Source organism: Boseongicola sp. (genome assembly GCA_014075275.1).
In the GTDB taxonomy this organism is placed as follows: domain Bacteria; phylum Pseudomonadota; class Alphaproteobacteria; order Rhodobacterales; family Rhodobacteraceae.
The window spans coordinates 2,366,632-2,390,720 of the sequence record CP046179.1; the positions used below are offsets into that span (position 1 = coordinate 2,366,632).

24 protein-coding genes and 1 tRNA gene are annotated in these 24,089 nt (G+C 53.7%); 16 read left to right on the top strand and 9 right to left on the bottom strand.

All coding sequences use genetic code 11. The features are described 5' to 3' along the window. From GKR98_11880 to GKR98_11890, 3 genes are all read right to left on the bottom strand, one after another. Entirely contained in the window at positions 1-1,806 is a 1,806-nt protein-coding gene (locus GKR98_11880; GenBank protein QMU58831.1) for a choline dehydrogenase, read from the bottom strand. Next, positions 1,641-2,834 carry a M24 family metallopeptidase gene (locus GKR98_11885; GenBank protein QMU58832.1) on the bottom strand — a complete coding sequence of 398 codons (1,194 nt, stop codon included), beginning with the start codon at positions 2,832-2,834 and terminating at the stop codon, positions 1,641-1,643. Before GKR98_11885 ends, GKR98_11880 begins: the two co-directional genes overlap by 166 nt. 120 nt (positions 2,835-2,954) lie before the next feature. Next, complete coding sequence (locus tag GKR98_11890) at positions 2,955-3,224, bottom strand: hypothetical protein (protein QMU58833.1); 270 nt, start codon at positions 3,222-3,224, stop codon at positions 2,955-2,957. A 94-nt stretch (positions 3,225-3,318) separates the two neighbouring features. On the opposite strand from GKR98_11890, the gene GKR98_11895 reads away from it, so the two are divergent. Next, a complete protein-coding gene (locus tag GKR98_11895) occupies positions 3,319-4,155 on the top strand; it encodes a LysR family transcriptional regulator (GenBank protein QMU58834.1) in 837 nt (278 codons plus the stop codon). 40 nt (positions 4,156-4,195) lie between these two features. On the opposite strand, the gene GKR98_11900 is transcribed toward GKR98_11895, so the two are convergent. Then, positions 4,196-4,269: transfer RNA gene (locus GKR98_11900), tRNA-Gly, on the bottom strand. Positions 4,270-4,714: 445 nt separating this feature from the next. Here GKR98_11900 and GKR98_11905 point away from each other — a divergent pair. From GKR98_11905 to GKR98_11915, 3 genes are read left to right on the top strand one after another with little or no spacing between them, the layout of a single operon-like run. Beyond that, entirely contained in the window at positions 4,715-5,470 is a 756-nt protein-coding gene (locus GKR98_11905) for a transporter substrate-binding domain-containing protein (GenBank protein ID QMU58835.1), read from the top strand. Beyond that, positions 5,470-6,678: a HAMP domain-containing protein gene (locus tag GKR98_11910; protein ID QMU58836.1), complete on the top strand. Its 1,209-nt coding sequence runs from the start codon at positions 5,470-5,472 to the stop codon at positions 6,676-6,678. The genes GKR98_11905 and GKR98_11910 overlap by 1 nt, the downstream gene beginning before the upstream one ends. Beyond that, positions 6,506-8,182 (top strand): response regulator, encoded by a 1,677-nt coding sequence (locus GKR98_11915; GenBank protein ID QMU58837.1) that lies wholly within the window; start codon positions 6,506-6,508, stop codon positions 8,180-8,182. Before GKR98_11910 ends, GKR98_11915 begins: the two co-directional genes overlap by 173 nt. Here the strand turns inward: GKR98_11915 and GKR98_11920 are convergent. Beyond that, positions 8,127-9,478 (bottom strand): IS3 family transposase gene (locus GKR98_11920; protein ID QMU58838.1). Its coding sequence is split into 2 segments (ribosomal slippage): positions 8,127-9,140 and positions 9,143-9,478, totalling 1,350 coding nucleotides; the frame shifts between segments, so codons are not numbered across the junction. The genes GKR98_11915 and GKR98_11920 overlap by 56 nt on opposite strands. A 102-nt stretch (positions 9,479-9,580) precedes the next feature. Here GKR98_11920 and GKR98_11925 point away from each other — a divergent pair. Further along, on the top strand, positions 9,581-10,858 hold the full coding sequence (locus GKR98_11925) for an EamA family transporter (protein QMU58839.1): 1,278 nt from the start codon (positions 9,581-9,583) through the stop codon (positions 10,856-10,858). Between the two features lie 196 nt (positions 10,859-11,054). Beyond that, a complete protein-coding gene (locus GKR98_11930; protein QMU58840.1) occupies positions 11,055-11,300 on the top strand; it encodes a hypothetical protein in 246 nt (81 codons plus the stop codon). 82 nt (positions 11,301-11,382) lie between these two features. Here GKR98_11930 and GKR98_11935 read toward each other — a convergent pair whose 3' ends face one another. Then, positions 11,383-12,291 (bottom strand): LysR family transcriptional regulator, encoded by a 909-nt coding sequence (locus tag GKR98_11935; protein ID QMU58841.1) that lies wholly within the window; start codon positions 12,289-12,291, stop codon positions 11,383-11,385. 45 nt (positions 12,292-12,336) lie between these two features. Here GKR98_11935 and GKR98_11940 point away from each other — a divergent pair, with 45 nt between their 5' ends. The 5 genes from GKR98_11940 to GKR98_11960 all read left to right on the top strand — a co-directional run bounded on the left by GKR98_11940 (position 12,337) and on the right by GKR98_11960 (position 16,048). Then, entirely contained in the window at positions 12,337-12,777 is a 441-nt protein-coding gene (locus GKR98_11940; GenBank protein ID QMU58842.1) for a VOC family protein, read from the top strand. A gap of 27 nt (positions 12,778-12,804) precedes the next feature. After that, positions 12,805-13,611: an isochorismatase family protein gene (locus tag GKR98_11945; GenBank protein QMU58843.1), complete on the top strand. Its 807-nt coding sequence runs from the start codon at positions 12,805-12,807 to the stop codon at positions 13,609-13,611. Positions 13,612-13,665: 54 nt separating this feature from the next. Further along, positions 13,666-14,301 (top strand): glutathione S-transferase, encoded by a 636-nt coding sequence (locus tag GKR98_11950; protein ID QMU58844.1) that lies wholly within the window; start codon positions 13,666-13,668, stop codon positions 14,299-14,301. After that, positions 14,301-14,642 carry a hypothetical protein gene (locus tag GKR98_11955; protein ID QMU58845.1) on the top strand — a complete coding sequence of 114 codons (342 nt, stop codon included), beginning with the start codon at positions 14,301-14,303 and terminating at the stop codon, positions 14,640-14,642. Before GKR98_11950 ends, GKR98_11955 begins: the two co-directional genes overlap by 1 nt. Before the next feature lie 54 nt (positions 14,643-14,696). Continuing rightward, a protein-coding gene (locus tag GKR98_11960) for an IS3 family transposase (GenBank protein QMU58846.1) occupies positions 14,697-16,048 on the top strand; the annotation gives its coding sequence in 2 pieces (ribosomal slippage) (positions 14,697-15,033 and positions 15,033-16,048; 1,353 coding nt in all). Between the two features lie 675 nt (positions 16,049-16,723). Here GKR98_11960 and GKR98_11965 read toward each other — a convergent pair. Next, the gene (locus tag GKR98_11965) at positions 16,724-17,128 is read right to left on the bottom strand and encodes a hypothetical protein (protein ID QMU58847.1); all 405 of its coding nucleotides are present in this window, start codon (positions 17,126-17,128) and stop codon (positions 16,724-16,726) included. A 35-nt stretch (positions 17,129-17,163) separates the two neighbouring features. After that, complete coding sequence (locus GKR98_11970; GenBank protein QMU58848.1) at positions 17,164-18,351, bottom strand: haloalkane dehalogenase; 1,188 nt, start codon at positions 18,349-18,351, stop codon at positions 17,164-17,166. Between GKR98_11970 and GKR98_11975 the strand changes: the two genes are divergently transcribed. Then, positions 18,242-19,138 (top strand): LysR family transcriptional regulator, encoded by an 897-nt coding sequence (locus tag GKR98_11975; protein QMU58849.1) that lies wholly within the window; start codon positions 18,242-18,244, stop codon positions 19,136-19,138. The two genes, GKR98_11970 and GKR98_11975, sit on opposite strands and share 110 nt — an antisense overlap. Before the next feature lie 304 nt (positions 19,139-19,442). Here the strand turns inward: GKR98_11975 and GKR98_11980 are convergent, their stop codons facing one another. Continuing rightward, positions 19,443-19,649, bottom strand: coding sequence for a DUF4976 domain-containing protein (locus GKR98_11980; protein QMU58850.1), 207 nt, complete (start codon positions 19,647-19,649; stop codon positions 19,443-19,445). A gap of 363 nt (positions 19,650-20,012) precedes the next feature. Here GKR98_11980 and GKR98_11985 point away from each other — a divergent pair, with 363 nt between their 5' ends. The 4 genes from GKR98_11985 to napA all read left to right on the top strand — a co-directional run bounded on the left by GKR98_11985 (position 20,013) and on the right by napA (position 24,079). Then, positions 20,013-20,693, top strand: a complete 681-nt coding sequence (locus GKR98_11985; protein ID QMU58851.1) for a cyclic nucleotide-binding domain-containing protein — start codon at positions 20,013-20,015, stop codon at positions 20,691-20,693. A gap of 89 nt (positions 20,694-20,782) precedes the next feature. Continuing rightward, positions 20,783-21,289 (top strand): 4Fe-4S dicluster domain-containing protein, encoded by a 507-nt coding sequence (locus tag GKR98_11990; protein ID QMU58852.1) that lies wholly within the window; start codon positions 20,783-20,785, stop codon positions 21,287-21,289. Continuing rightward, a complete protein-coding gene (locus tag GKR98_11995) occupies positions 21,286-21,588 on the top strand; it encodes a nitrate reductase (GenBank protein QMU58853.1) in 303 nt (100 codons plus the stop codon). Before GKR98_11990 ends, GKR98_11995 begins: the two co-directional genes overlap by 4 nt. Continuing rightward, positions 21,575-24,079, top strand: a complete 2,505-nt coding sequence (napA, locus tag GKR98_12000) for a nitrate reductase catalytic subunit NapA (GenBank protein QMU58854.1) — start codon at positions 21,575-21,577, stop codon at positions 24,077-24,079. The genes GKR98_11995 and napA overlap by 14 nt, the downstream gene beginning before the upstream one ends. Positions 24,080-24,089 lie beyond the last annotated feature (10 nt).

The following is a 24,089-nucleotide window of genomic DNA, read 5'->3' on the forward strand; positions in this document are numbered from 1 at the left end:
TCAGACGGCACGGTGGTATGGCACCACGTCGCGCGACAGGGGATCATTCCCCAGAATTTTGTCAGCGGCTTTTTCGGCAATCATGAAGACGCAGGCGTTGATGTTTGCACTTAGGACCGCAGGGATCACCGACGCATCCACGACGCGCAGCCCGTCGACGCCGCGGAATTTCAGGTCCAGATCAACCACCGCGCGTTCGTCCCCGTCGGGACCCATCCGCGCCGTGCTGCAGGGGTGATAGGCCGACGAGGCGTCTTCGCGGATAAATTCATCCCAGTCTGCGTCGGTTTTGACGTGTTCGCCGGGCAAGTCTTCACGCCGGTGATACTTTTTAAAAGCCTCCTGGGCCAACAGGTCACGCCCCAGCTTCAACCCTTCCCGCATCACAAACCGGTCGTTGTCAGTTGCCAGATAGTTTGGATCGATAATGGGCGCGTCATTAGGATCGGACGAAGCCAGCCGAACAGTACCCCGGCTTTCCGGCCGCATTGGGCCTGCGCCAAGGCGATAGCCGTTTTTGGCCGGATCAGGAATCCAGTTGGGGCCGAACAGGATCGGAAAGAAGTGGAACTGTATGTCCGGATGCGTTGTTTCCGGCGTCGACCGAAGGAACGCACCAACATGGCATTGATTGACGGCCGCGACGCCGCCCTTCCAGCCAAACCATTGCATGCCAGCCCAGACCATCAGATGAGGCTTGAGGTATTTATTGAGGTAAACGGGGTGATCGGTTTCGACCTGCACATGCGCTTCGAGGTGGTCATGCAGATTTTCGCCAACCATCGGCGCATTGAACAACACCGGGAGTGCATGTTGTTTCAAATGCGCCTCTGGTCCGATGCCCGAGAGCATTAGCAATTGGGGTGTACCGAAGGCTCCGGCAGAGAGAATAACTTCTCGGTTGGATTTGACTTTGCGGGTTGCGCGCCCTTTGGCATATTCCACACCTATCGCGCGATCGCCTTCAAGAAGAACACGCAGAACTTTGACGCCGGTCATGACGGTCAGATTTTTGCGCTTCGGCTGAGAATGCAGGTAAGCGCGCGCAGAGGTGCTGCGATAGCCGCCCTCGACCGACATCTCAAAACGGCTCACACCTTCTTGGCTGAACCCGTTGACGTCTTCGGTCAAGTCATGGCCTGCTTGTTGACCTGCTTCGAGGAAGGCCGCGTTCAGGGGGTTCAACTCGTCCTGAGCCTTGACGCCAACCATTCCGGCGTCGTTGCGATATTCATTTGCCGGGCCATCACGACGCTCGAACAATTTGAAGTAAGGCAGGCAATCCGCGTAAGACCAACCGGCGCAACCTTCCAAATCGGCCCAGTCATCATAGTCGCGGGGATTTCCGCGCAGGAACGTCATGCCGTTGATCGATGACGAGCCACCAAGCGCCTTGCCGCGCGGCTGATCAATCAGGCGATTATTCAGATGCTTCTGAGGAGTCGTTTTGAACCAATAGTTAAACTTGCTGGTCGGTTTGAATGCCGAGCGCAGACCCGCTGGCATCTGGATGATCCAGTTGCGATCATCGCCACCGTGTTCAAGCAGCAGAACCGAATACTGCCCACCTTCGCTGAGGCGATGTGCAAGCACACACCCCGCCGTTCCGGCGCCAACGATCACGTAGTCATAGGAGTTGGTCACAGGTAATCGTCCTCGAATGGGCAGTCGGTCAAGGGGACAGGGCCATCTTTGGTGATGAGAACGGGTTGTTCCAGCTTCACGCCTTCGTCGCCACCAACCGGGCCAATATAGCTTTCGACGCAGACGGTCATACCTTCCATAAAAGTGCCGGAGTACTGCCATGTCTCGTGATCTTCGGGATAGTAGATAACTGGAAATTCAACACCGAAACCGATGCCGTGGATCATTTCGGCGTAGCGGTTGGGCACGTAGATATCGTGCATCTTCCAGCTAAGCTCGCCGAACTCTTCGAAGGTCATGCCTGGACGTAGGAGCGCCATATTGTGCTCCATCTGCTCAAAGGCGTGGGCATACAGCACGCGTTGCTCGTCCGTTGGCTTCTTGTCACCGATGACAAAGGCGCGCGTCTGGTCGGCAAAAACGCCGTCAGGGCCGATCAGATCGCTGTCAAACACCAACATCTCACCGTTTTCGATCTTTTTGTCAGTAGTTTCGGTGAACCACGGGTTAGTATGATGGCCAGACGAAAGAAGCCGCGTTTCCTGATACTCGCCACCGTGGCGCATGTTGTATTCGTTCATCTTCGCCAGGAGGTAATTCTCGGTCACACCCGGTTCGGCAAACTGGCGCATGTAGGCAATGGCATCGGTGCAAACAGCCATGGAGTTCTTGATTATTGCAACCTCGTCCATCGACTTGATTGATCGCGCCATCTCCATCGGGCCTTTGGCGTCTTTCATTTTGATACCGCGATGTTGCAACGCCATCATCGGAAGCAGGTCTGCCCGGTCAATGCCAAGAGTAGCGCCCTTACCGCAATGGGTGTGCAACAAGTCAACGATTTCGTCGGCCCATTTGTTAGCATGTTCTTCTGAACGATCGCCCGACCCAAAGTAATCCCAGCTCTTCGCTGGGCGGGCTTCGGCAATGGTTTCCAGATGATCAGAGAGATGCAACGCACCGCCATAGTCAAACAACACCACCGGGCCGTCGACCGGAACAAAGACATACCGCGAAAGATGGTGCGACGTCCAAACCTGCATGTTGCGGCAGCCGGTGGCATAGCGCAGATTCAGCGGATCAAATAGCACCGCCGCGTCCATCTTAAATTGGGTTAGCAGTTCGCGGGTGCGATTAAGGCGATAGGCGCGGACACGCTTTTCGTCGATGGTCTGTGGCAGTTCCAGCATTAATAGCCTCGCGAAATGAGATCAATTTTTGAAGATGTCTCAAGGAGAATTGCAATAACAACGGTATTTGACAGGTACCGAAGTAGCATGGTGCATGTCAGACACTGACGCGGCAATTGCTCAGATCTGCCCCCCCACCGAGGACCGCTTGATCGCAATGTATTCGAATTTGGCCATGCGCGGACCAGGCACCTTGCGCTGCACCAGATCGACAACTCCATCTTCGAACAACGCTCTTGCAGTGGTAGCGAGTGACTTGTTCCACAAACACCAATCAACTGCATAGGTCACTTGCAAGCCTGGTTCGCCCTGATTGATCGCCGTGACCAACGCCTGATCAGGGCTTTCCTTTGAGGAAACATCCAAAGCTGCAGGCTTTTTGTTATGCATGTACGACTCTCTAGGTTCTCTGCCCAAGAGTGCTTGCAACTTATACTTAAATCAAACAAAACAATATTAATCAGTGCGTAAAGAAACGTTAACCATGCCGCCAACAATCGATCTTGATCTAATCAAAACTTTTCTAACCGTTGTGGACAGAAAGGGATTCAAGCCTGCGGCAGAACAACTTCACAGAACGCCCGCTGCAATCAGTCAGAAGATCAAAAGGCTGGAAGACCTGCTTGGTAAGAAAGTTCTCGAGCGGAGCAATCAGGGAATTTCCCTGACGGCGGCGGGTCAGATCCTGAAAATCAAAGGCGAGAAGATGCTGTCGCTTAACTATGAGCTTTTGGGTGATCTTCGCGAGAATGAGCTGGCTGGCGGGCTAAAATTTGGAGCGCCGGCGGATTATGCGCCCACATTGTTGCAGACGTTATTGCCAATCTTTGCGCGTGAGTTTCCCAAAGTTTCGCCAAGCATCACCCTTGAACCTAGCCGAGCCGTGCGTCGAAAAGTTCAGATGGGACAACTGGACATGGCGATTGTAGCCCGTGAGCCGGATACGAACGAAGGTATCGACCTGTGGTCCGAGGAAATCGCTTGGTTTGGATCGCCATTGGCCGATAAGGATAGCCTTCGTGCGGGGGTCCTTTTGACAGATTGCGTGTTGCGGGATCACGCGCTTGGAAGTCTTCGCGACGGTGCAAAGGCACACCAAATAGTACTAGAGGCTGCGACGGTAGCTGCATTGAAGGATGCTGTTGTCTCTGGATTTTGCCAGTCGTTGTTGCCGGTTTCGATGATGCGCAATTCCCGAGAGAGGGAATTGAGACTTTCGAACAGCCTTTCGATGCTTACGTTTTGCCTTATTTCCGGTTCGCGTTTTGACGAAGAAACGTCGTCCAAAGTTGCTTCGAAATTCCGCGACGCCCTGCAATAACGCGACGTAGATTTGCTGTGATCAATAGAATGGAGGCCTTTGGAGCGGGCGGCGGGAATCGAACCCGCGTCATCAGCTTGGAAGGCTGAGGTCTTACCACTACACAACGCCCGCTCTGCGAATTAGTGCCTATTTCATGGGTGTTTCGGCGTCAAGCGAGAAGCCTCCCGCTCCACAAGATCACAAGTGGTGAAGTCGCCCATTCGGAATCCTGACGCACTAAGTGGCGCAGAACTGTTGTTCTCCATTTAGCTGTTACCCTAATTTACAACGTATGGTGATAAGAGCGGGTTCTACTGACATGGTTGGTATCTGGTCGCGTGCTTACCTGGCTGGGTGGGTGAAGATCTTCTAATTCTTGACGAGGGATCAACTGTATCGACACGACTTCAAACACTATCCTAATTCGAAGTATATGGCTCCCGATTCCATTGTGCGAAAAGAGTATTTTGTAGCAATTTGGCTCACTTACAATTTGCTTCTTGTTTTGTTTAGGGTTGATTGCCAAAGAATTGTCACGCTAAGCTGTCCGCCAGGTTATGACTGGGGAGAATAGCGGGTGAAAAAAGCAGTATTGCAAGGGCTGGCATGTGCCCTTGGCGTTATGGTCAGCATACCCGCAAACGCCGAAAATCTGACGGTCGCAACTCTCGAATGGCCGCCCTATACATCGGAAATACTGCCGAAGGGAGGCGCCACAACCGAAGTTGTCCGGCAGGCTTTTGCGGCGGTCGACGCAGATATTGACGTTGCCATCCTTCCCTGGAAGCGCGCGATATCGACTGCGCGGGATGACGAGGAAGTTGTTGCCTATTTCCCGGGTTATCACTGCCGGCATGTTGAGGGGTTTGTCGCATCAGATCCAATTGGAAACGGGCCGCTTGGATTTGCTCAGAATACCAGTGCGCCGGTCGTCTGGAATAGCATCGACGACATTGGCGAGCAGAAACTAAAGGTCGGAACGGTTCTTGGTTACTCCAACACAGATGAGTTTGACGAGAAAGCCGGGACTGGGTGGATCCGAGCGATTACCGCTCCGGACGATTTGACCAACCTTCGCAAACTGGCCCGTCAGCGGATTGATGTTGCCGTAATTGATAAACTCGTTCTCTCTTACCTGCTGGCAACCGAGCCGACTTTAAAAGACGTTGCCGAGGAATTCGAGTTCAACGAGCGCCCCCTTGAAGACAAAACTTTGTATGTTTGTTTTAGCGTCAGCGAAAATGGTGAAGCTCTCCGCGACAAATTCAACTCGGGGCTTGCAAGTATTGACGCAAACGCCGTTGTCGAAAGTTACTTCGAAAACGAATTCTAATGACAGATTCTGCGGACGGATCAGATGAGGCCGGGACGGCGACGTCCAGGAACTACCAACGAGGAAGTTTCGGCCGATCAGTTCAAACCAAGTTTCTGCTGTACGTTGTGCCGCTGGTATTGGCGTCGACATTTATAGTCTTTGGACTTTTCGAATTGAACGCCCGACGCTCGGCCGAGGCGCAACTGCAGGAAAAACTCGAAAAATTAGTCGAAATTCAAAGTGCAGTTGTTGCCGAGTCTCTTTGGAATGTGGCGGATGGTCAAATCAAGCTGATTTTGACTGCGCTGCTTACTGACTCTGATGTTTTGGGTGCGGCTGTTTATGACGAGCGCGACAGACTGGTTGCTGAAGCGGGCGAAACATCGACATTTGGCGAAACGCGTTTTGTTGCGCTGGAAGATATTCTCTATGACGCGGGCGATCAGGAAGTAAAAATTGGGGCCCTGCGCATCGCGCTGAATGAGACAAGGCTTGGCGCTCTTGCACGAGAACGACTTAGCTTGGTGGTTCTGCTTGCCAGTATTTTGTTGGCCGCGGTAATCGCAGCGACATTGACCGCCAACAGACGCATTATCGGGCGTCCCTTGGGACTGATGATGGACACCATCAATCAGCAGCGCTCGGATGCACCGCGCAAGCCGGTGAACTGGACCAGCGATGACGAAATCGGGCGTGTGGTATCGGCATTCAATGAAATGCAGGAACGTCAGAATGCCTATGAACATCAACTTCGCTCATCCAATGACGAACTTGAGCAACGCGTAGAAGAGAGAACCGCAGAGCTGGTCCTGGCCGAGGTGACAGCGACTGAAGCGCGTGGCCTTTTGACCGATGCGATCGCCAGTATATCGGAAGGTTTTGCGCTTTATGACAAAAGCGACAAACTTGTTGTAGCCAACCAACGCTACCGTGAAATCATGTGGGACGACGGCGAGACTGAACTGCCCAGTGGAACGCCGTTTGAGGACGTTCTCAAACACGCAGCCGGGACCGAAAGGTTTCCAAACGCGACCGCAAACCGCGAAGAATGGATTGAGCGCCAGATCGGACGCCACCGGTCCGCTGGAACTCCCTTCCGCTGGAACTCCCTACATCCAGGAACTGTCTGGCAATCAATGGCAGCAGGTCAGCAATCGTCGAACCGATCAGGGCGGAACAGTTGCCGTCCTGTCGAATATAACCGAGATCAAACGCATCTCAGATGAACTTAAGACCGCCAAGGACGCGGCAGAGGCGGCCATTGAAGCAAAAAGCGCATTCCTGGCTACGATGAGCCATGAAATCCGGACGCCACTGAACGGCATCATCGGGATGAGCACACTGTTAGACGGCACCGAACTCAATGAAGAACAGCGCGACTTTAGTGAAACTATCGCAACGGCGGCTGACACCCTGCTGACCATAATCAGCGACATTCTGGATTTTTCGAAAGTCGAGGCAGGAGCGTTGGAGCTTGAACGCACGCCGATGGATCTGGTTGAGACAATTGAATCTTCGGTAGAGCTGGTAGCCTCCAAGTCGGGGGAAAAGGGCATCGAACTTGCTTGCCGCATTAATCCTGATGTCCCTACGGCGCTTTTCGGAGATCCGGTAAGGCTGAAACAGATCCTGATGAACCTTCTGAATAATGCGGTGAAGTTCACTGAAATTGGCGAAGTCGTTCTGACGGTATCGACAATGATGCCCGATGCGTCCGACAAGCCAGGCGAAACAACGCTTCTGACGTTTTCGGTTCGCGACACCGGTATTGGAATTCCTGCCGATCGCATGGACCGGCTGTTCAAGTCTTTCAGCCAAGTCGATGCGTCGACGACCCGTCGTTATGGCGGCACAGGTTTGGGATTGGTGATCACCAAACGGTTGGTCGAGTTGATGGGTGGAGAAATCACCGTGGAAAGCACGGCGGGGGAAGGCACTATCTTTTCGTTCACTCTGCCAGGCGAAGTGGCACGCATTCCAGATCGAACGAGCCGCGATGCACAATTGAAAGCTATCGCCGGCAAGCGCATCCTGATCGTTGATGATAACCGCACCAATCGCTTGATCTTGAGTGAGAAATTTCGTGCTTGGGAATTGTTGCCGCGCGCAAGCGAAAGCCCGGAAGGCGCGTTGGAGATCATCAAGGGCGGCGAACATTTTGACGCCATCATCGTCGACTACAAGATGCCAAATATGAACGGGTTCGAATTCACAGCCGCCGTTCGAAATCATCTGGGCAGGGCGTGTCCGCCGATGATCTTGTTCAGTTCGATTTCTCCGCTGGAAACCCATTTCCGCGATGGTGTGGCAAAGATGGATTATGCCGCCTCTCTGACAAAGCCTGCAAAATCGGGGCAACTTTTGAATGCACTGGTCAAGACGCTGGCTCCGGATTTGGTTCCAGAAGTCTTGCAGACCGAAAGTAGTCCGGAAGCCGATTTGGGCCCCAGCCATGATTTGCGCGTCTTGTTGGTGGATGACAATTCAATCAACCAAAAAGTCGGCAGTAAGATACTTAAACGCCTGGGTTATGACCCTGTCGTAGTCAGCTCGGGCGAAGAGGCCATTGAGACCTGCCAAAGCGATAATTTCGACATTGTTGTCCGTCGTCAGGGTTTTGGGAACCAAGAGTTGCTTAAACAAGTAAAGAGTTTGGCTCGTCTGGTTGATGTTATTATGCGGCGCGCTGTCTGTGATGCAAGCGCCGCGCTTCGAGCGTCTTTCGTTTGATCCTTTCCCGTTGTCTTAGAATGGCTTTGTCACGCCCGAAGTAGACGTCGGCGGGTGTGACGTTGTTCAGGCTCTCGTGGTAGCGCTTGTGATTGTAGTGATCGACGAAGGCTTCGATCTGGGTTTCGAGGTCTCCCGGAAGGAAGTAGTTCTCCAATAGGATGCGGTTCTTCAGGGTTTGATGCCACCTCTCGATCTTGCCCTGTGTCTGGGGATGATATGGTGCGCCCCGAGAATGCTTCATGCCTTTGTCCTGCAGCCATTCAGCCAGATCGCCAGAGACGTAACTGGACCCGTTGTCGCTGAGGAGGCGGGGTTTGTGGATGACGTGAACCTGATCGCACCCTGATGCTTGTAGCGCCAAATCCAGGGTGTCCGTCACGTCCTCTGCCCGCATGTTCGTGCAGAGTTTCCACGAGATGATGTAGCGGCTGTAGTCGTCCAGGATTGTGCTGAGATAGAACCAGCCCCAGCCAAGCACTTTGAGATAGGTGAAGTCGGTTTGCCAAAGCTGGTTGATCGCAGTGGTCTTGTCTTTGAACTCGTTTGCCGCCTTGAGCACGATAAAGGCCGGGCTGGTGATCAGATCGTGGGCCTTCAGGGCCCGATAGACTGAAGATTCCGAGACGAAGTAGCGCTCCCGATCCGTGAACGTCACTGCCAGTTCGCGCGGCGACAGCTCCGTCTCCTGCAGCGCCAGCTTGACGACCTTGCGCCGGACTTCGTCGGGGATGCGGTTCCAGACATGTCTGGGCTTAGGCGCTTGATCCACAAGGCCAGCGTCGCCGCGCTGCCGATACCGATCATACCAACGGTAAAATGTGGTGCGGGGGATGCCCAGCTTTGCCAATGTTCGACGAGCAGACAAATGCGACCCCTCAACAAGCCGGATGATCTCCAACTTCTCAGATGCAGCATACCTCATTCTTGGTCGCCCCCACCGCCGGTCATGCTTTTTTTGAGAAGACGCAGTTCCAGTGTTTGCTCGGCAACGACCTCCTTCAGGTCTCGGGCTTCGCGGCGCAGGTCCTTGACTTCGTCGGTCGTAGCCGCACGCGCCGTATCTCCAGCAAGCCGCCGTTTGCCAGCTTCCATGAAGTCCTTGGACCATTTGTAGTAGATACCTTGAGATATTCCCTCACGACGGCACAACTCAGCAATGCTGTCTTCGCCACGCAAGCCATCCAGCACGATCCGGATCTTCTCTTCTGACGAATACTGTTTGCGCGTCGCGCGCTTGATCTCTTTGACGATCTTCTCGCCGGGGCTCCTGCGAGTTCCAGTTGTCTGTCTCATCATCCACTCCTCAGTGGTTACGATGAGCCAACAACTCTCTCTTATCAAATAACGCTATTTGGACCCATAGGCGCTGACTTCAGACAGCAAAAATACGAGACCATGCGCGATGTGCCTGTGATCGTGATCTCGGCTTTGGACGACGAAACCGAAAGCGTTGTTAAGGCGATCGAGCTTGGTGCCGAGGATTTTCTACCCAAAAGCTTTGACCCCGTTTTGCTTCGCGCACGCCTTGGTGCATCTCTATCAAAAAAGCGCTTTCGCGATCAGGAACGCGAATATTTCGGCCGGATCGAACGGTTAACCGAAGCTGCTGAGGTGCTGGAAAGCGGCCGTTTTAACCCGGAAAGCCTGGAGCTGGATGAACTAGCTAACAAAGACGATCCGCTTGGTCGTCTCGCTGCTGTATTTCGTGGCATGGCCGGAGAAATCTATGAGCGCGAACTGAAGCTCAAAAAGATGATCTTAACCCTTCAGGGCTCGTTTCTGGTACTGGCCGTTGGACTTGTTTGGGGTCTCACACCGGCTCTATCACGTATGGCGTCTGGACTGGGATCAAACCCGCTTGGACTCGCGATCTGGGTTAACGGTATCGCTGCGATCATTTGCTTGGGCATTGCCGCCTATCGCCGCAAATTGCCACGGCTTAATCGGTCCGAGTTCATGTTTTTCGTTTACTGGGCAATTATCGCCGGTATTCTTCAACGTATGACGACTTTTGTGGTCACCGAGCATGTCGAAGCGGCCATGCTCTCGTTAATTGTTACGCTTCAAGGGTTTATGGTTTTTGGCTTTGCCGCAATTTCCAGAATGGAGCAAGCCTCCCCTCGTCGGTTGTTTGGGCTGCTGGTGGGGTTGATTGGCGTGTCGTTGGTTCTGCTCACGCGTTTCGACATGTCGAACGGGGCACAGAACGCATGGCTGTTATTTGCAATGGCTCTTCCGCTTCTTTTCGCCGTCGAGGCTCTGGTTTTGGCGGGTAAGCGCCCGGAACATGTGGACATCTTCGCCTCAGTTGGGCTGATGATGGCCCTGTCCACGGCTCTACTTGGCCCGTGGGCGTATTTCAGTGGCGACCTTATGACGCTTGGCCCATCGGTCGGAAGGCTGGAAATCCTTGTGGTTTTGATGGGCGTCGTAGGGGCTTCATCCTTGCTGTTGGCGTTCCATTTGATCGCAACCGCTGGGGCAGTGTTTTATAGCCAAAGCGCCTATGCCATGACGATCGCAGGTGTCATCTGGGGGATGTTGTTGTTGAACGAAGAGCTTTCGCCGTTGGCGTGGATTGCCTTCGCAATTATCATAATCGGCATGTATCTTGTTGAGCCCAAAACTAGTGACGAAGAATTGGTCATTAAGCGCAACTTCAAAACGGATTGACGGTTTGGGGGGAATTATTCGTCAACTCCGCGGGTCGGGGACGGAGTGATTAGTTGATGCTCTGCTTAATCAGTACATTCCGGTTTCATGAAACTTTCAGTTTTCGTCAACACTTCCTGTAACCCGTAACGGCTTTGAGACAGACAGCATTGTTTTGCTAAAGGAGTGTCTATCGCTCATCGTCATCCTTGGAGGGATGCGAGATGAGAACGAAGACCGGGCCGAATGGATGTTAGCAGTTCGCTCCGCACATCCATTATGCATCCAGGCAGAATTGGGTTTTTCGCCGCTCGTGTTGATCACAGCCGCTGGCAGCGGGAAGTGTGTTCAGGCGGCGGATAGTTGGTACATGGACATATTCGGTTTAAACTTTGTTGCCGACGCGCAGGATGTTGCATTGGCCGAATTTATCGTAGCCGATCTTCAACGTGGGCAAATTTGATTAAGTTTGCCGGATGCCGATGTTTTTTCGTGTGATTTCGGTCGTCAATCGATCCCCAAGGGTTTCGGCATTTGCTTTTCAATCACCTCAACAGCACGGTCCACAAACTCGCGCACCTTTGGGTCGATAAATTCTCGATCTGCGTAGACGAGGCTGATGGGAAGTTCGGCTCCAACCTGGTCGAGTAATACTGGGACCAGACGACCTGCGCGGACGTCTTCCGCCACGACCGCAGAAGCGATGAGAGCGCATCCGAGCCTTCAATTGCGGCCTCGCGGATCAGGCCGATTTCGTTGGCAGATAGGCGACCGCCCACAGAAATGGTCCCGCCCTTCCAAAGCGGCCAGATGTTGTTGGGCGTCCATTCACCCGCGAAGCCCACGATGCAGATGTGCTTTGTCAGGTCGGTGGCTTTCTGGGGTGTTCCCATTCGATTGAGGTATTCCGGCGCGGCAACGACAATCAGCCGATCCGTATGAAGCCTGCGGGCAATCAGGTCTTGATCTTTAACGGGACCAATACGCATTGCGACATCGACACTTTCGGCCAACAGGTCGACGTGTCGGGTTGTGGATTGAACCTCGAGCCTCACTTCCGGGAAATTGCAGAGAAAGTCGGTGAAAAGCGTCAGGAAGTGCGAACCGGCCATGGATACGCGCAAGAGCCCGCGTGGTGTGTCATCTAGGCGGCGCACCGCATCCCAGGCTTCATCTGCGTCCGCCACAACGCGCTTCGCGCGGCGCAACAGCTCCTCTCCCGCATGGGTCAACGCGAGTTTTGTGGTGCGACGCAGGATCAGACGAACACCCAGATCAGCCTCAAGCCTGGCCATGCGACGGCTGAGGGTCGCGCGCGGCAATCCCATGATCCTTGCGGCTTCCGAGATGCTGCCAGCCTGCATGACGTTCATAAATTCGCGCATCCGATCAACGCTTGGCACGTGATCTGAATGAGCAGGTCTTGTGGTTTTTTCTGATCTAGTGGTGCTCATGTAGCAAGCGTATCTCTTAGCCAACCGCAAGGAAAGGCAAAATCAATGCTCGATATTACCAACTTCGACCACATCGGCATCCGCATCAGCGACCGCGAAAAGTCGATAGCATTCTACGAATTGCTCGGCTTCGAGATGATCGCCGACGGCGGTTATGACCATGGCCATCCGCTGGTCATGCTTCATCCCTCGGGAATCAACATCAATCTGCTTGGGCCTGCAACGGCCAAGCCGGGTGAGAACATTCTGATGGATGAAAAGCCTAAGTATCCAGGCATCACCCATATGGCCGTGAAGGTGAAGGACGCCGCTGCAACTGAGCGGTTCGTTACTGAAAATGGCATCGCCATCACGGGCCGTCGCGATTTTGAAGGCACGCAGACGATTTTCATTCGTGATCCGGACCGCAATGTTTTTGAACTTATCGGCCCCGGCCCGTCGGCAGCGACCCTTATCAAAAAACACGTTCAAGAGCTGAAAAATTAGACCCATTAATAAAGTAAGGACCTTGTTATGAATACTCGGATAAAAACAACTCTGCTTGCTTCTGCCATTGTGCTGACCGCAGGTGCAGCTATCGCCGAAGTGGCGTCCTCAGACACGTTGCGTGCGCAGCGGCTGGATCGATTTGAAAGCTATACGCCGATTGAAACTGTAGATGGGCTTGGCCAATTCCCGGAAAACTATCAGGGCACGCCAGAGCGCCCGGCCCACGAAGACCCGTTTCTGTCGCCGACAAACTCGGCGCTGATCCTGATTGACTATCAGCCGCCTATTTTGATGGGTGTGAACACGATCTCCCATGAAGAGCTGATCAACAACACAACGGGTCTGATCAAGACCGCCGTCATCTACGACATCCCGATAATCTTCAGCCATGTCTCGGTTGGATACGGTGGTTACGATCCGTTCATTGAAGAATTGAAAGAGCTGGCGCCCGACGCCGTCTTCGTTGACCGCACCAATGTAAACGCCTGGGAAGAGCCTGAGTTTGTTGCGGCAGTTGAGGCGACGGGGCGTCAAAAGCTGATCATGGGAGGACTTTGGACAGATGTATGTCTTGCTTACCCAGCGATCGAGGCAGAACGCGAAGGTTACGATGTCTATGTGCCTGAAGATGTGGTCGGCAGTTTCTCTGAACTAAGCCACGAGAATGGCATGGAGCGGATGCTGGCGGCTGGTGTCGAAGCGATCACCTGGAATGTCGTGCCTGCCGAGTTGTCGCGTGATCACGCACGGACCGAAAAGTTGCCCTTGTTGATGCCCGTTTTCATGGAGCACCTTTTCCGGGTCGATCCAAACGCAACTTGGGCCAATTGATCAAACGAGCGGCGTTATAAAGCGCCGCTCTTATCTCACCGAAAGGAATTCGATATGAAACTCTACTCTGCACCCGGCACCTGTGGGACCGCAATGCACATCGTTCTGGAATGGATCGGCAAACCATTTGAAGTCGAGCACTTGGACTTTGCTGGCATGAAATCACCAGACTATCTCAAGCTTAACCCGGCGGGCGTTGTTCCGACGATTGTGGATGAAGACGGCCCGCTTTCCGAAGGGTTGGCTATCCTCCTGAAGCTGGTTGACGAAAATCCCGAAGCCAACATCGGCCCGGCGGCTGGCACGGCCGGACGCAATCAGCTTTACCGCTGGCTTGCTTTCCTGTCCGCTACTTTGCATCCATTCTTCTTTCCATACTTCATGCCGAGCCGTTATCACGCGGACGCGGAGCAGGCGCCTGGAGTTAAGGTTGCTTCACAGATCCGGGTTGCATCTGCGCTGGACGTCATCGAAGCCAATCTTGAAGGCAAACGCTGGATGCTGGGCGATCAGAAGTCGGTTGTCGATGCGTTTCTATATCCAATGGCGAATTGGGCCTATGGTTTCGACAAGCCAACTTCGGCCTATCCAAACATTGACCGTGTGATCCGTCAGCTTGCTGCGGACCCGGCGGTGCAATCTGTGCACGAAGCGCAAGGCACCAGCCCCAAAGTTGAATTGGCTGCCTGATGGACTTTGATCCTCAAGCCATCGACACGCATGTGGCGATGCGGGACGGGTTGCCATCGGCGATCCGTCCTACGCTGCTGGAAGAGACGCAATCGGATTGGTCGGCGCATCCTAGGTTTGCCGGTAAAGCGCAGTTTTTTATGAAAATTCACCGCCAGCTTCTGGACGGAGCCGATTGGCTGGCTGCCACAGCCGAAGCATTGCTAGAGGCACCTGAAAGTATGTTGAAAGACCACGACATATCAGCCGGATTGATAGGGCAGACTGGTCGCTTGCTGTCCTTTGCCCATGGGCATCATGAGATTGAGGTGTCTGAAGTCAGCGCCTATGGGTCCAATTAGGTTAATTTGATAAGAGAGAGTTGTTGGCTCATCGTAACCACTGAGGAGTGGGACATGAGACAGACAACTGGAACTCGCAGGAGCCCCGGCGAGCAGATCGTCAAAGAGATCAAGCGCGCGACGCGCAAACAGTATTCGTCAGAAGAGAAGATCCGGATCGTGCTGGATGGCTTGCGTGGCGAAGACAGCATTGCTGAGTTGTGCCGTCGTGAGGGAATATCTCAAGGTATCTACTACAAATGGTCCAAGGACTTCATGGAAGCTGGCAAACGGCGGCTTGCTGGAGATACGGCGCGTGCGGCTACGACCGACGAAGTCAAGGACCTGCGCCGCGAAGCCCGAGACCTGAAGGAGGTCGTTGCCGAGCAAACACTGGAACTGCGTCTTCTCAAAAAAAGCATGACCGGCGGTGGGGGCGACCAAGAATGAGGTATGCTGCATCTGAGAAGTTGGAGATCATCCGGCTTGTTGAGGGGTCGCATTTGTCTGCTCGTCGAACATTGGCAAAGCTGGGCATCCCCCGCACCACATTTTACCGTTGGTATGATCGGTATCGGCAGCGCGGCGACGCTGGCCTTGTGGATCAAGCGCCTAAGCCCAGACATGTCTGGAACCGCATCCCCGACGAAGTCCGGCGCAAGGTCGTCAAGCTGGCGCTGCAGGAGACGGAGCTGTCGCCGCGCGAACTGGCAGTGACGTTCACGGATCGGGAGCGCTACTTCGTCTCGGAATCTTCAGTCTATCGGGCCCTGAAGGCCCACGATCTGATCACCAGCCCGGCCTTTATCGTGCTCAAGGCGGCAAACGAGTTCAAAGACAAGACCACTGCGATCAACCAGCTTTGGCAAACCGACTTCACCTATCTCAAAGTGCTTGGCTGGGGCTGGTTCTATCTCAGCACAATCCTGGACGACTACAGCCGCTACATCATCTCGTGGAAACTCTGCACGAACATGCGGGCAGAGGACGTGACGGACACCCTGGATTTGGCGCTACAAGCATCAGGGTGCGATCAGGTTCACGTCATCCACAAACCCCGCCTCCTCAGCGACAACGGGTCCAGTTACGTCTCTGGCGATCTGGCTGAATGGCTGCAGGACAAAGGCATGAAGCATTCTCGGGGCGCACCATATCATCCCCAGACACAGGGCAAGATCGAGAGGTGGCATCAAACCCTGAAGAACCGCATCCTATTGGAGAACTACTTCCTTCCGGGAGACCTCGAAACCCAGATCGAAGCCTTCGTCGATCACTACAATCACAAGCGCTACCACGAGAGCCTGAACAACGTCACACCCGCCGACGTCTACTTCGGGCGTGACAAAGCCATTCTAAGACAACGGGAAAGGATCAAACGAAAGACGCTCGAAGCGCGGCGCTTGCATCACAGACAGCGCGCCGCATAATAACATCAACCAGACGAGCCAAACTCTTTACTTGTTTAAGCAACTCTTGGTTCCCAAAACCCTGACGACGGACACTTCGCTTCAACGGCTCCCGCGTCCAATGCAGCGTGATCTGCCATTATGCCAAAAAGGTCCAAAGGCTCAGGATAGGATCACGTGATGGTTTCCAAGCTCGGGCACCCTTCCACCCGCCAACGAGCCACCCTTCCTTTCAGCGGACAAATCGTGGGTTTTGTTGTGCGTTCAAGTTCAACCAGCTCATTTGAAACGTGGAGTTAGACGACAGGTTTCAACGGATGCGGGACGAACTCCACATCCTCCAATTTGCTGGCACTGTCGACCAACTACTGACCTGCTCTGTGGATCACTACCTATTTCGAAGGTTTGCAGATGCGCATGGAACGTTCGGGGTTGGAGGGATTTCGAATAACGGTATCCACAGTCTCGGCCTGAGTAAGAAAACCAGTCATGATATTTTGCTTTTGGAGAATGATTGCAGGTGATCGGCATTCCCAGAGAGCGGGACCGGTATCATTTTGCAACCCCATTCAGCGACTAGGCGGATCGTACCCGGCGATCTGTCAACTAGTTGCCAGTAAGGGAATTTGCATGTCGGCATGCTCCTCATGCCGGTGCGCGATCCGCCCCTTGTGCAGGCGGATCGCGTCGTCGGCGTCAGGCAGCCACGGGGTCATTTTTAGTTTTCTGCTCTTTTCGAAACACCCAAACGGCGATCTCGGCGACAATGAACAGCACGGCGGCAAGCACCAGCCCGCGGATTGTGCTTGAATGTGCACCGTCTGCAATCAACCCGAACACGCGGATGAGGATCGTGAACAGGAAATAAAGAGCCGCAGGTGCCAGGAACACAGGGTCCTTTTTGACCGCGCCTATTGCGGCCATCAGCCCGAGAGCGCCGATAGGAGCGCCCAACACGCGCAGGTTCGTCACGCCGTGGGTGTCAACCGGCGACAAGCCATTTAGCGAACTCGCGCCAAGAGGGTTCAATATGTAGAGCCCGGCGAAGCCAAGAAGAACAGCGGCCAACAGGCCCGAGAGTATCTGAACAGCTTTCAACATCAGATTTTCCTTTCAGAATGAGTATATTGGTGGCGTTAGACGCGGGTCAGCCAATCGGCGATGCCCTGCCCGATTTCATCAGGGTAATCTTCCTGGATGAAGTGCCCGCCCTTGCCGAGATAGATGCTTTCGAGGTTTGACAATTTGGCCTTCAGATACTCGGCGCGTTCGTCATTGATGATAGCACCGGGGCTAACGTGGAACATCAGTTTCGGAAACTCGGTTGCCAGCAACCAATCCGAATTGGCCTGAACGATCGCGTGAACATCGGCGGGTTCGCCACCGACGGGAATCTCACGGGGCCAATCCAGAATAATCTGTCGGCTTTCTGGCGTCGGGTAATAGCGATTGTATTCGGCAACCACAGCGTCCGGGAATGCGCCATCTTTGCTGTCGTGGCGAAGGAACTGGTCAAGAAACACATTCTGCTCAAGAACCATTTTCTCGCCCACGCCTGCGGTTTTGATGCCCTGCAGGAACTCTTTGAAAGGCCCAAGATCATCGAAGGAACCGATCGGCATAAACGGGGGTGTCATTGCCTCCATGAAGGCAATCGCGCTGACGCGCTCTGGCCGGGTGCGGGCATATTCCCACCCTAGAGCCGACCCCCAATCGTGGATCACCAGAACTGCGTCTTGAAGGTCAAGTCCGTCAAGGAACGCAAACAGATAATCGCGCGATTCAATGTAAGTGTCGGTCATTGCGGGCTTATCGCTGTCACCCATGCCCATCAGATCGGGCGCAATCGCACGGTGGGCGTCGGTGACATAAGGAACGATGTTGCGCCACAGATATGACGACGTGGGGTTGCCGTGAAGGAACACGACCGGTCGACCTTCGCCGTTATCCGTATAGGCCATTTCGTGGCCCAGAACTTTGACTCGCTTTTTGGGAAGTGAAGCGAATGAACTTGCGAACAAGCGGGCAGGAACTGAGGTCGCTCCGATTGCTGCGGCGCTGGAAAGAAGAAAACTTCTACGTTGCATGACTGTCTCCAAATGTTGTTGCAGGGGAAGATGTAGTCTTTCCATTTCGATCCAAATAGCGCACAATTTAGCCCACAGTGGGTCGTATTCGACCCACAATTTTTGGATGAACTCCATGAAGCCGACGATGACCAACTGGGAACAGATGCCGTATTTTCTGGCCGTTTCCCGAACAGGCAGCTTGCGAGGTGCGGCGGAAGCTCTTGGCACGACGCATGCCAAGATCAACCGCCACATCCAGGCGCTGGAAACTGCCTACGGTATGCAGTTGCTTCGACGAACCCGCAGCGGTGTCTCGCTCACAAAGGCCGGGGAAATGCTGCTGCCGGTTGCTGAAGAGGCTGAAACTTTGTTCCTGCGCGCCCAGCAACGCCTGACCGGTTTAGATAAGCAGGAAGTCGGCTCAATTCGATTTTCTCTTACAGGAACAATGGCTTACGATATTGTTTCGCCGATCCTGATCCGGTTCTTTGACCTGTACCCTGAGATCGATATCAATATTCGAGTCAGTGACCGGTTTGACGACATCGCGAAACTGGAAACGGATGTTTCCCTGCGCGTTGCGCACGAAGTTACGGATGATGCGGTGGCACGAAAGCTTTTCCCGCTGGCACTTGGTTATTACGCGAGCCCGGCTTACCTCGAACGTCATTTTGCGGCGAGCGGCCCGAAAGGTGAAGGTTTGCACTTGCTGGGATGGGACGAAATCAACCGACATCCAGACTGGCAGAAGTCATCACCATTTCCGCTTGCCGAAGTCCGCCACGCCACGATGGATCACGTCATGCAACTCAATCTTGCGCGGCAAGGATTTGGAGTTGTGCGCACGATGCCGGTCTTTGCGAAGGATGGTCTGACGTTGGTCCCAAACCCCAATAACGAACTCGTCTTTGATCGAAACTTCTATATTTTGTTGCATTCCGATCTTCGCAGAACCACGCGTGTAAGGCGATTTGTGGATTTCTTGGCGAAAGAGCTGATTGCCCTTAAACCCGCGATTCAGGGAGAGCTGTTTGGAGCCTAAGCGACCGAAAGACTGGATATAGGTTATCACTATAGTCCGGCAAATTTCCTGAGACCTATGGATTTGATGAAGAAGAGTTTCATCTGGCTGATTTCGAAACGTCGAAAAAAGGTGTGCCTAAATGCACTACCGGCAGAAATAATGCTGGGAATGTGCATAATTCTCACATCGGTATCGTGTCGGTATAACGTCTGTATTGCGTCGGTGCCTCCGGACGGTGGGTTTACCGAGTGTTAGCATCCCGATTCAATGTACAGCTTTGCCTAGAGTGCGGGCACGCCAATGCGTCTGCGACATCGTCGGGTCAATTGTATTGCACGCGCGCCACGCCTTGATCGGAGGCGTTGGCCAATCGATTCATGTGGCGATAAATCAACCGGCTCTTTAACGCTTCGTTGCCATCTTCGTAAAACAAGTTGTCGAACTCGCCGGGGTCTTCGTTGAGATCGAATAGCTCGACAATATCGTGGGTGTGATAGACGATCAGTTTATAACGGCCATCAAAGGGCATTGTCGCGTAGGTTCGATCATCAACCGGACTGAAATAAACCCCGTCGTGAAACTTGCAGAATACAGTTTCTTTTTGCTGACCTGCCTGGTCGTTCCTCTTTTTTGGATGTCTTTCCTCTAATACCCAAGGCGTTGCTCAAACGCGCAATGATAGTTCACTGGTATACGCCATAGGCTTGCAGCGCGTTTGGCGTTGATGGGACAGTTCCGGCGAGGATACAAAACTTTGGCTTTAGGAGGTTAACACTCACTCGCGGTGTTCTGATAGTTGGCCGTCAGCTAAGGCGCGCCAAGTGGTTTCGCTGAACCGACTTCTAAGGCAAAGTGGGCGCCAATAATTGGTGATCGCAGATAGGCAAATCACATGCTCGCGAAATCAGACGTCGAGGCAGCCAAGACTGCTATTTTCTTCGGGTCACTTCCGCCCCCGGTCTTCGACGCGATCTTGCAGCGATCGCGGATCATTGAAGTGAAAGCAGGGCAAACGTTGTTTCATCAGGGCGAGAATGCCGCGGCAATTTTTGCGGTGTTGAACGGGATGATCAAATTGACGGTCACCAAGCGGGATGGCGAAGAAGTCGTCGTTGAAACCTTTGCGGCAGGCAGTAGTTTTGCCGAGGCCCTGGCCTTCGAGCGGTCGCCATACCCGGTATCGGCGGCTGCTCTTGTGGATAGCCGAATTCTTATGGCGCCAAGCGGTGCCGTACGTGCCGCCGTTCATGATAATCCAGACGCATTTAGCGCAATTCTTGCTGCGACATATAGGCACCTGCATCACTTGGTTCGCCAAATCGAACAGCTGAAATCAGATTCGGGTCTGGAACGGCTGGGGCATTATATTCTGGCACGATCGGAGGTTGCCCAGTTTCCAAACGAGGTTGAAATCCCCGTTGAAAAAAAGGTGCTTGCGTCACTTCTTGGAATGAAACCCGAGACGCTTTCTCGGGCATTTAAAAGAATGCGGGAGCATGGTGTAAAAGTCGACGGCCCCATAATCCGCTTGGATGATCCAAGCGCGCTCCGCCGCCTTCTGGATGCTGACTGACCCGCGCCGCAAACCCCACTTGATCTAAGTCAAGGACAGTCCAGCGCAAGTCCGGCACACCTGTTTGAAATAACAAACAGGGATGAAAATTGACCAGCCTTGGCGCACCATCCGAGATGCAAAACGCGCGATCAAATGCGTGGCGAGCTGCCGTGCCCAGGCCGCCCTGGACCGATGAAAGGCTCGTAAGGGAAAAATGCACCTCGTGCGGGGACTGTATTCGGGCTTGTCCGGAATCTATTTTATTCGCAGGGCCAGCGAACACTCCCACCATCGATTTCAAAGCTGGCGGCTGTGTCTTTTGCGGGGATTGCGCACTTGCCTGCAATGAGGGCGTCTTTCGGGACACAGATGCAGCTCCCTGGACTCTTGTCGCGACCGTCAGAACCGACTGTTTTCTAAACCGTGGAGTATCTTGTCAGAGTTGCACCGACGCGTGCGATGAGACCGCCATCATTTTTGACATTCGCGCTGGCAAAGTTGGAGCGGTGAAGGTTGTGGCCGGGGAATGCACCGGCTGTGGGGCCTGTGTTGGCTCCTGCCCAGCGTCTGCAATTCATCTCATAAGTCATTCGCAACAGGGGGTAGCAGTGTGAATATTTGCGGTTGCCTCATCCACGTTACGCCAGAACATGCCAGGGCGGCTTTTCAGGCAATCGAAGCCTTCGATGGCGTTGAAATTCATGCCGAAAGCGAAGACGCGCGATTTGTCCTTGTTGTCGAGGACACGGATGCACGCCTTGCGTCCGAAACAATAATGCAACTGCACCAGATCCCCGGCGTGGTTTCGCTGACGCTCAATTATCACCATTTCGAAGACGCCGCGAATTCTCATGCGCGGTTGTCTCGTTTCACAAAAATTACCGAGGGAGGCCAGCCCAATGACCATCTCTGAATCGCGGCGCACATTCCTAAAAGCGTCCGCAGCAACAGCAACCGCTTCGGCCGCAGGGATCACACTTTCTACCGGACCTGCGAATGCGCAACTGGCACAGTCGGACATTCGTTGGGACAAAGCGGCCTGTAGGTTCTGCGGCACAGGCTGCTCGGTTCTCGTGGGAGTAAAAGACGGGAGAGTTGTTGCTACTCAGGGCGATCCGGACGCGCCGGTAAACCGTGGCCTCAACTGCATCAAAGGCTATTTCCTGTCGAAGATAATGTATGGTGCAGATCGGTTGACCACTCCGCTGCTCCGCAAAAGCAATGGAGTCTATGATAAAAACGGCGAATTTGAGCCTGTATCTTGGGATGAAGCCTTTGATATCATGGCGGAAAAATGGAAAGACGCCATTCGCAAAAAAGGCCCAACGGCAGTTTCCATGTTTGGCTCTGGACAATGGACCGTTTGGGAAGGATATGCCGCAACCAAATTCATGAAAGCGGGTTTGCGGTCGAATAACATCGACCCGAATGCACGGCATTGCATGGCGTCCGCTGTCGCTGCCTTTATTCGGGCCTTTGGAATCGACGAGCCAATGGGCTGTTATGACGACCTGGAGGCGGCGGACACATTCGTGCTTTGGGGGTCGAACATGGCCGAGATGCACCCAATTCTCTGGTCACGGCTAACGGACACGCGGCTGACAAAACCAGGCAACGAAGTCCATGTTCTTTCCACCTTCGAACATCGATCATTCGAACTGGCAGACAACGGCATGGTGTTCACACCGCAAACAGATCTGGCAATCCTGAATTACATTGCGAATTACATCATTCAGAACGGCGCAGTGAACGAAGACTTTGTTGCGAAACACGTTAATATCACAAAAACTGCGACCGACATCGGATATGGTCTTCGCCCGACCCACCCATTGGAGCAGGCTGCCGAAAACCCGTCGCACGAAGGAAAACACGGCAAACTTGATGCCATGAATTTTGACGAATATGCGGCAGCCGTAAGCGAATACACGGTTGAAGCGGTGTCGGAACTTTCTGGAGTGCCTGCCGCGAACCTTGAACGTCTAGCCGCACAATATGCAGATCCGGACCGCAAGGTGATGAGCCTTTGGACCATGGGATTCAATCAACACACGCGCGGCGCATGGGTGAACGGGCTGCTATATAATGTGCATCTGTTGACCGGAAAGATCGCCGAGCCCGGAAATTCGCCTTTTTCTTTGACTGGTCAACCGTCGGCTTGCGGCACAGCGCGGGAAGTCGGGACTTTTGCACACCGGTTGCCGGCCGACATGGTCGTTGGGATTGAAAAGCATCGGGACATCTGCGAGAAAGCCTGGGGTCTGCCCAAAGGAACGATCCCGCCGAAGCCCGGTTTCCATGCCGTACTTCAGCACCGCATGTTGAAAGATGGAGTGCTGAATTGTCATTGGGTGCAGTGCAACAACAACCTTCAGGCCGCGGCAAACATCAACGAGGAAGGTCTTCCGGGATATCGCAATCCCGAAAATTTCATCACTGTTTCTGAACCGTATCCGACCGTAACGGCGTTGAGCGCAGACTTGATCCTACCGACGGCGATGTGGGTTGAGAAAGAAGGCGCATACGGGAATGCAGAGCGCCGCACTCAGTTCTGGCGGCAACAGGTCAAGGCACCCGGCGAGGCCCGCTCGGACCTGTGGCAAGTCATGGAGTTCGCAAAACGCTTCACGACTGATGACGTTTGGCCAAAAGAGTTCCTGGATGCAAACCCCGAATTTAAGGGCATCAACCTTTTTGATCTGTTGTTTGCAAACGGCAATGTGGACAAATTTCCCGCCTCTGAAGTTACGGAAGGCTTCGACAACGATGAAAGCGAACACTTCGGATTCTACGTTCAGAAGGGACTTTTTGAGGAATATGCGGAGTTCGGACGCGGCAAGGCACACGATCTAGCGGACTTCGATACTTATCATCAGGTTCGCGGTTTACGTTGGCCAGTGGTTGACGGGAACGAGACGCGTTACCGTTTCCGTGAGGGCTATGATCCTTATGTGCCCGAGGGAGAAGGCGTCCGGTTCTACGGCAAGCCAGATGGTCGCGCCAACATAATTTTCGCGCCTTACGAACCCGCGGCTGAAGAGCCTGACAACGACTTTAACCTTTGGCTTGTGACCGGGCGGGTTCTGGAACACTGGCACTCGGGTTCGATGACGCGACGGGTCCCCGAATTACATCGATCGTATCCCGCAGCGGTTGTTTACATGCACCCAGATGACGCACGCGATAGAGATCTTCGACGTGGACAAGAAATCGAGATCTCGACGCGACGTGGCGCAGTGATAAGTCGCGTTGAAACGCGTGGGCGAAACAAGATGCCCAGAGGCGTGGTCTTCATGCCCTGGTTCGACGAGGGCCAACTGACAAACAAGCTGACGCTCGACGCAACATGTCCGATTTCGAAAGAAACCGACTTCAAAAAATGCGCGTGCAAAATTCAGCGAGCCTGAAAAGGGAGAC

Coding starts and splice junctions, on each gene's coding strand:
- GKR98_11880 (QMU58831.1), bottom strand. CDS start 1,806: ATGGCAGTACTCCGGCACTTTTATGGAAGGTATGACCGTCTGCGTCGA.
- GKR98_11885 (QMU58832.1), bottom strand. CDS start 2,834: ATGCTGGAACTGCCACAGACCATCGACGAAAAGCGTGTCCGCGCCTAT.
- GKR98_11890 (QMU58833.1), bottom strand. CDS start 3,224: ATGCATAACAAAAAGCCTGCAGCTTTGGATGTTTCCTCAAAGGAAAGC.
- GKR98_11895 (QMU58834.1), top strand. CDS start 3,319: ATGCCGCCAACAATCGATCTTGATCTAATCAAAACTTTTCTAACCGTT.
- GKR98_11910 (QMU58836.1), top strand. CDS start 5,470: ATGACAGATTCTGCGGACGGATCAGATGAGGCCGGGACGGCGACGTCC.
- GKR98_11925 (QMU58839.1), top strand. CDS start 9,581: ATGCGCGATGTGCCTGTGATCGTGATCTCGGCTTTGGACGACGAAACC.
- GKR98_11930 (QMU58840.1), top strand. CDS start 11,055: ATGCGAGATGAGAACGAAGACCGGGCCGAATGGATGTTAGCAGTTCGC.
- GKR98_11935 (QMU58841.1), bottom strand. CDS start 12,291: ATGAGCACCACTAGATCAGAAAAAACCACAAGACCTGCTCATTCAGAT.
- GKR98_11940 (QMU58842.1), top strand. CDS start 12,337: ATGCTCGATATTACCAACTTCGACCACATCGGCATCCGCATCAGCGAC.
- GKR98_11945 (QMU58843.1), top strand. CDS start 12,805: ATGAATACTCGGATAAAAACAACTCTGCTTGCTTCTGCCATTGTGCTG.
- GKR98_11950 (QMU58844.1), top strand. CDS start 13,666: ATGAAACTCTACTCTGCACCCGGCACCTGTGGGACCGCAATGCACATC.
- GKR98_11955 (QMU58845.1), top strand. CDS start 14,301: ATGGACTTTGATCCTCAAGCCATCGACACGCATGTGGCGATGCGGGAC.
- GKR98_11965 (QMU58847.1), bottom strand. CDS start 17,128: ATGTTGAAAGCTGTTCAGATACTCTCGGGCCTGTTGGCCGCTGTTCTT.
- GKR98_11975 (QMU58849.1), top strand. CDS start 18,242: ATGACCAACTGGGAACAGATGCCGTATTTTCTGGCCGTTTCCCGAACA.
- GKR98_11970 (QMU58848.1), bottom strand. CDS start 18,351: ATGTGGCGGTTGATCTTGGCATGCGTCGTGCCAAGAGCTTCCGCCGCA.
- GKR98_11980 (QMU58850.1), bottom strand. CDS start 19,649: ATGCCCTTTGATGGCCGTTATAAACTGATCGTCTATCACACCCACGAT.
- GKR98_11985 (QMU58851.1), top strand. CDS start 20,013: ATGCTCGCGAAATCAGACGTCGAGGCAGCCAAGACTGCTATTTTCTTC.
- napA (QMU58854.1), top strand. CDS start 21,575: ATGACCATCTCTGAATCGCGGCGCACATTCCTAAAAGCGTCCGCAGCA.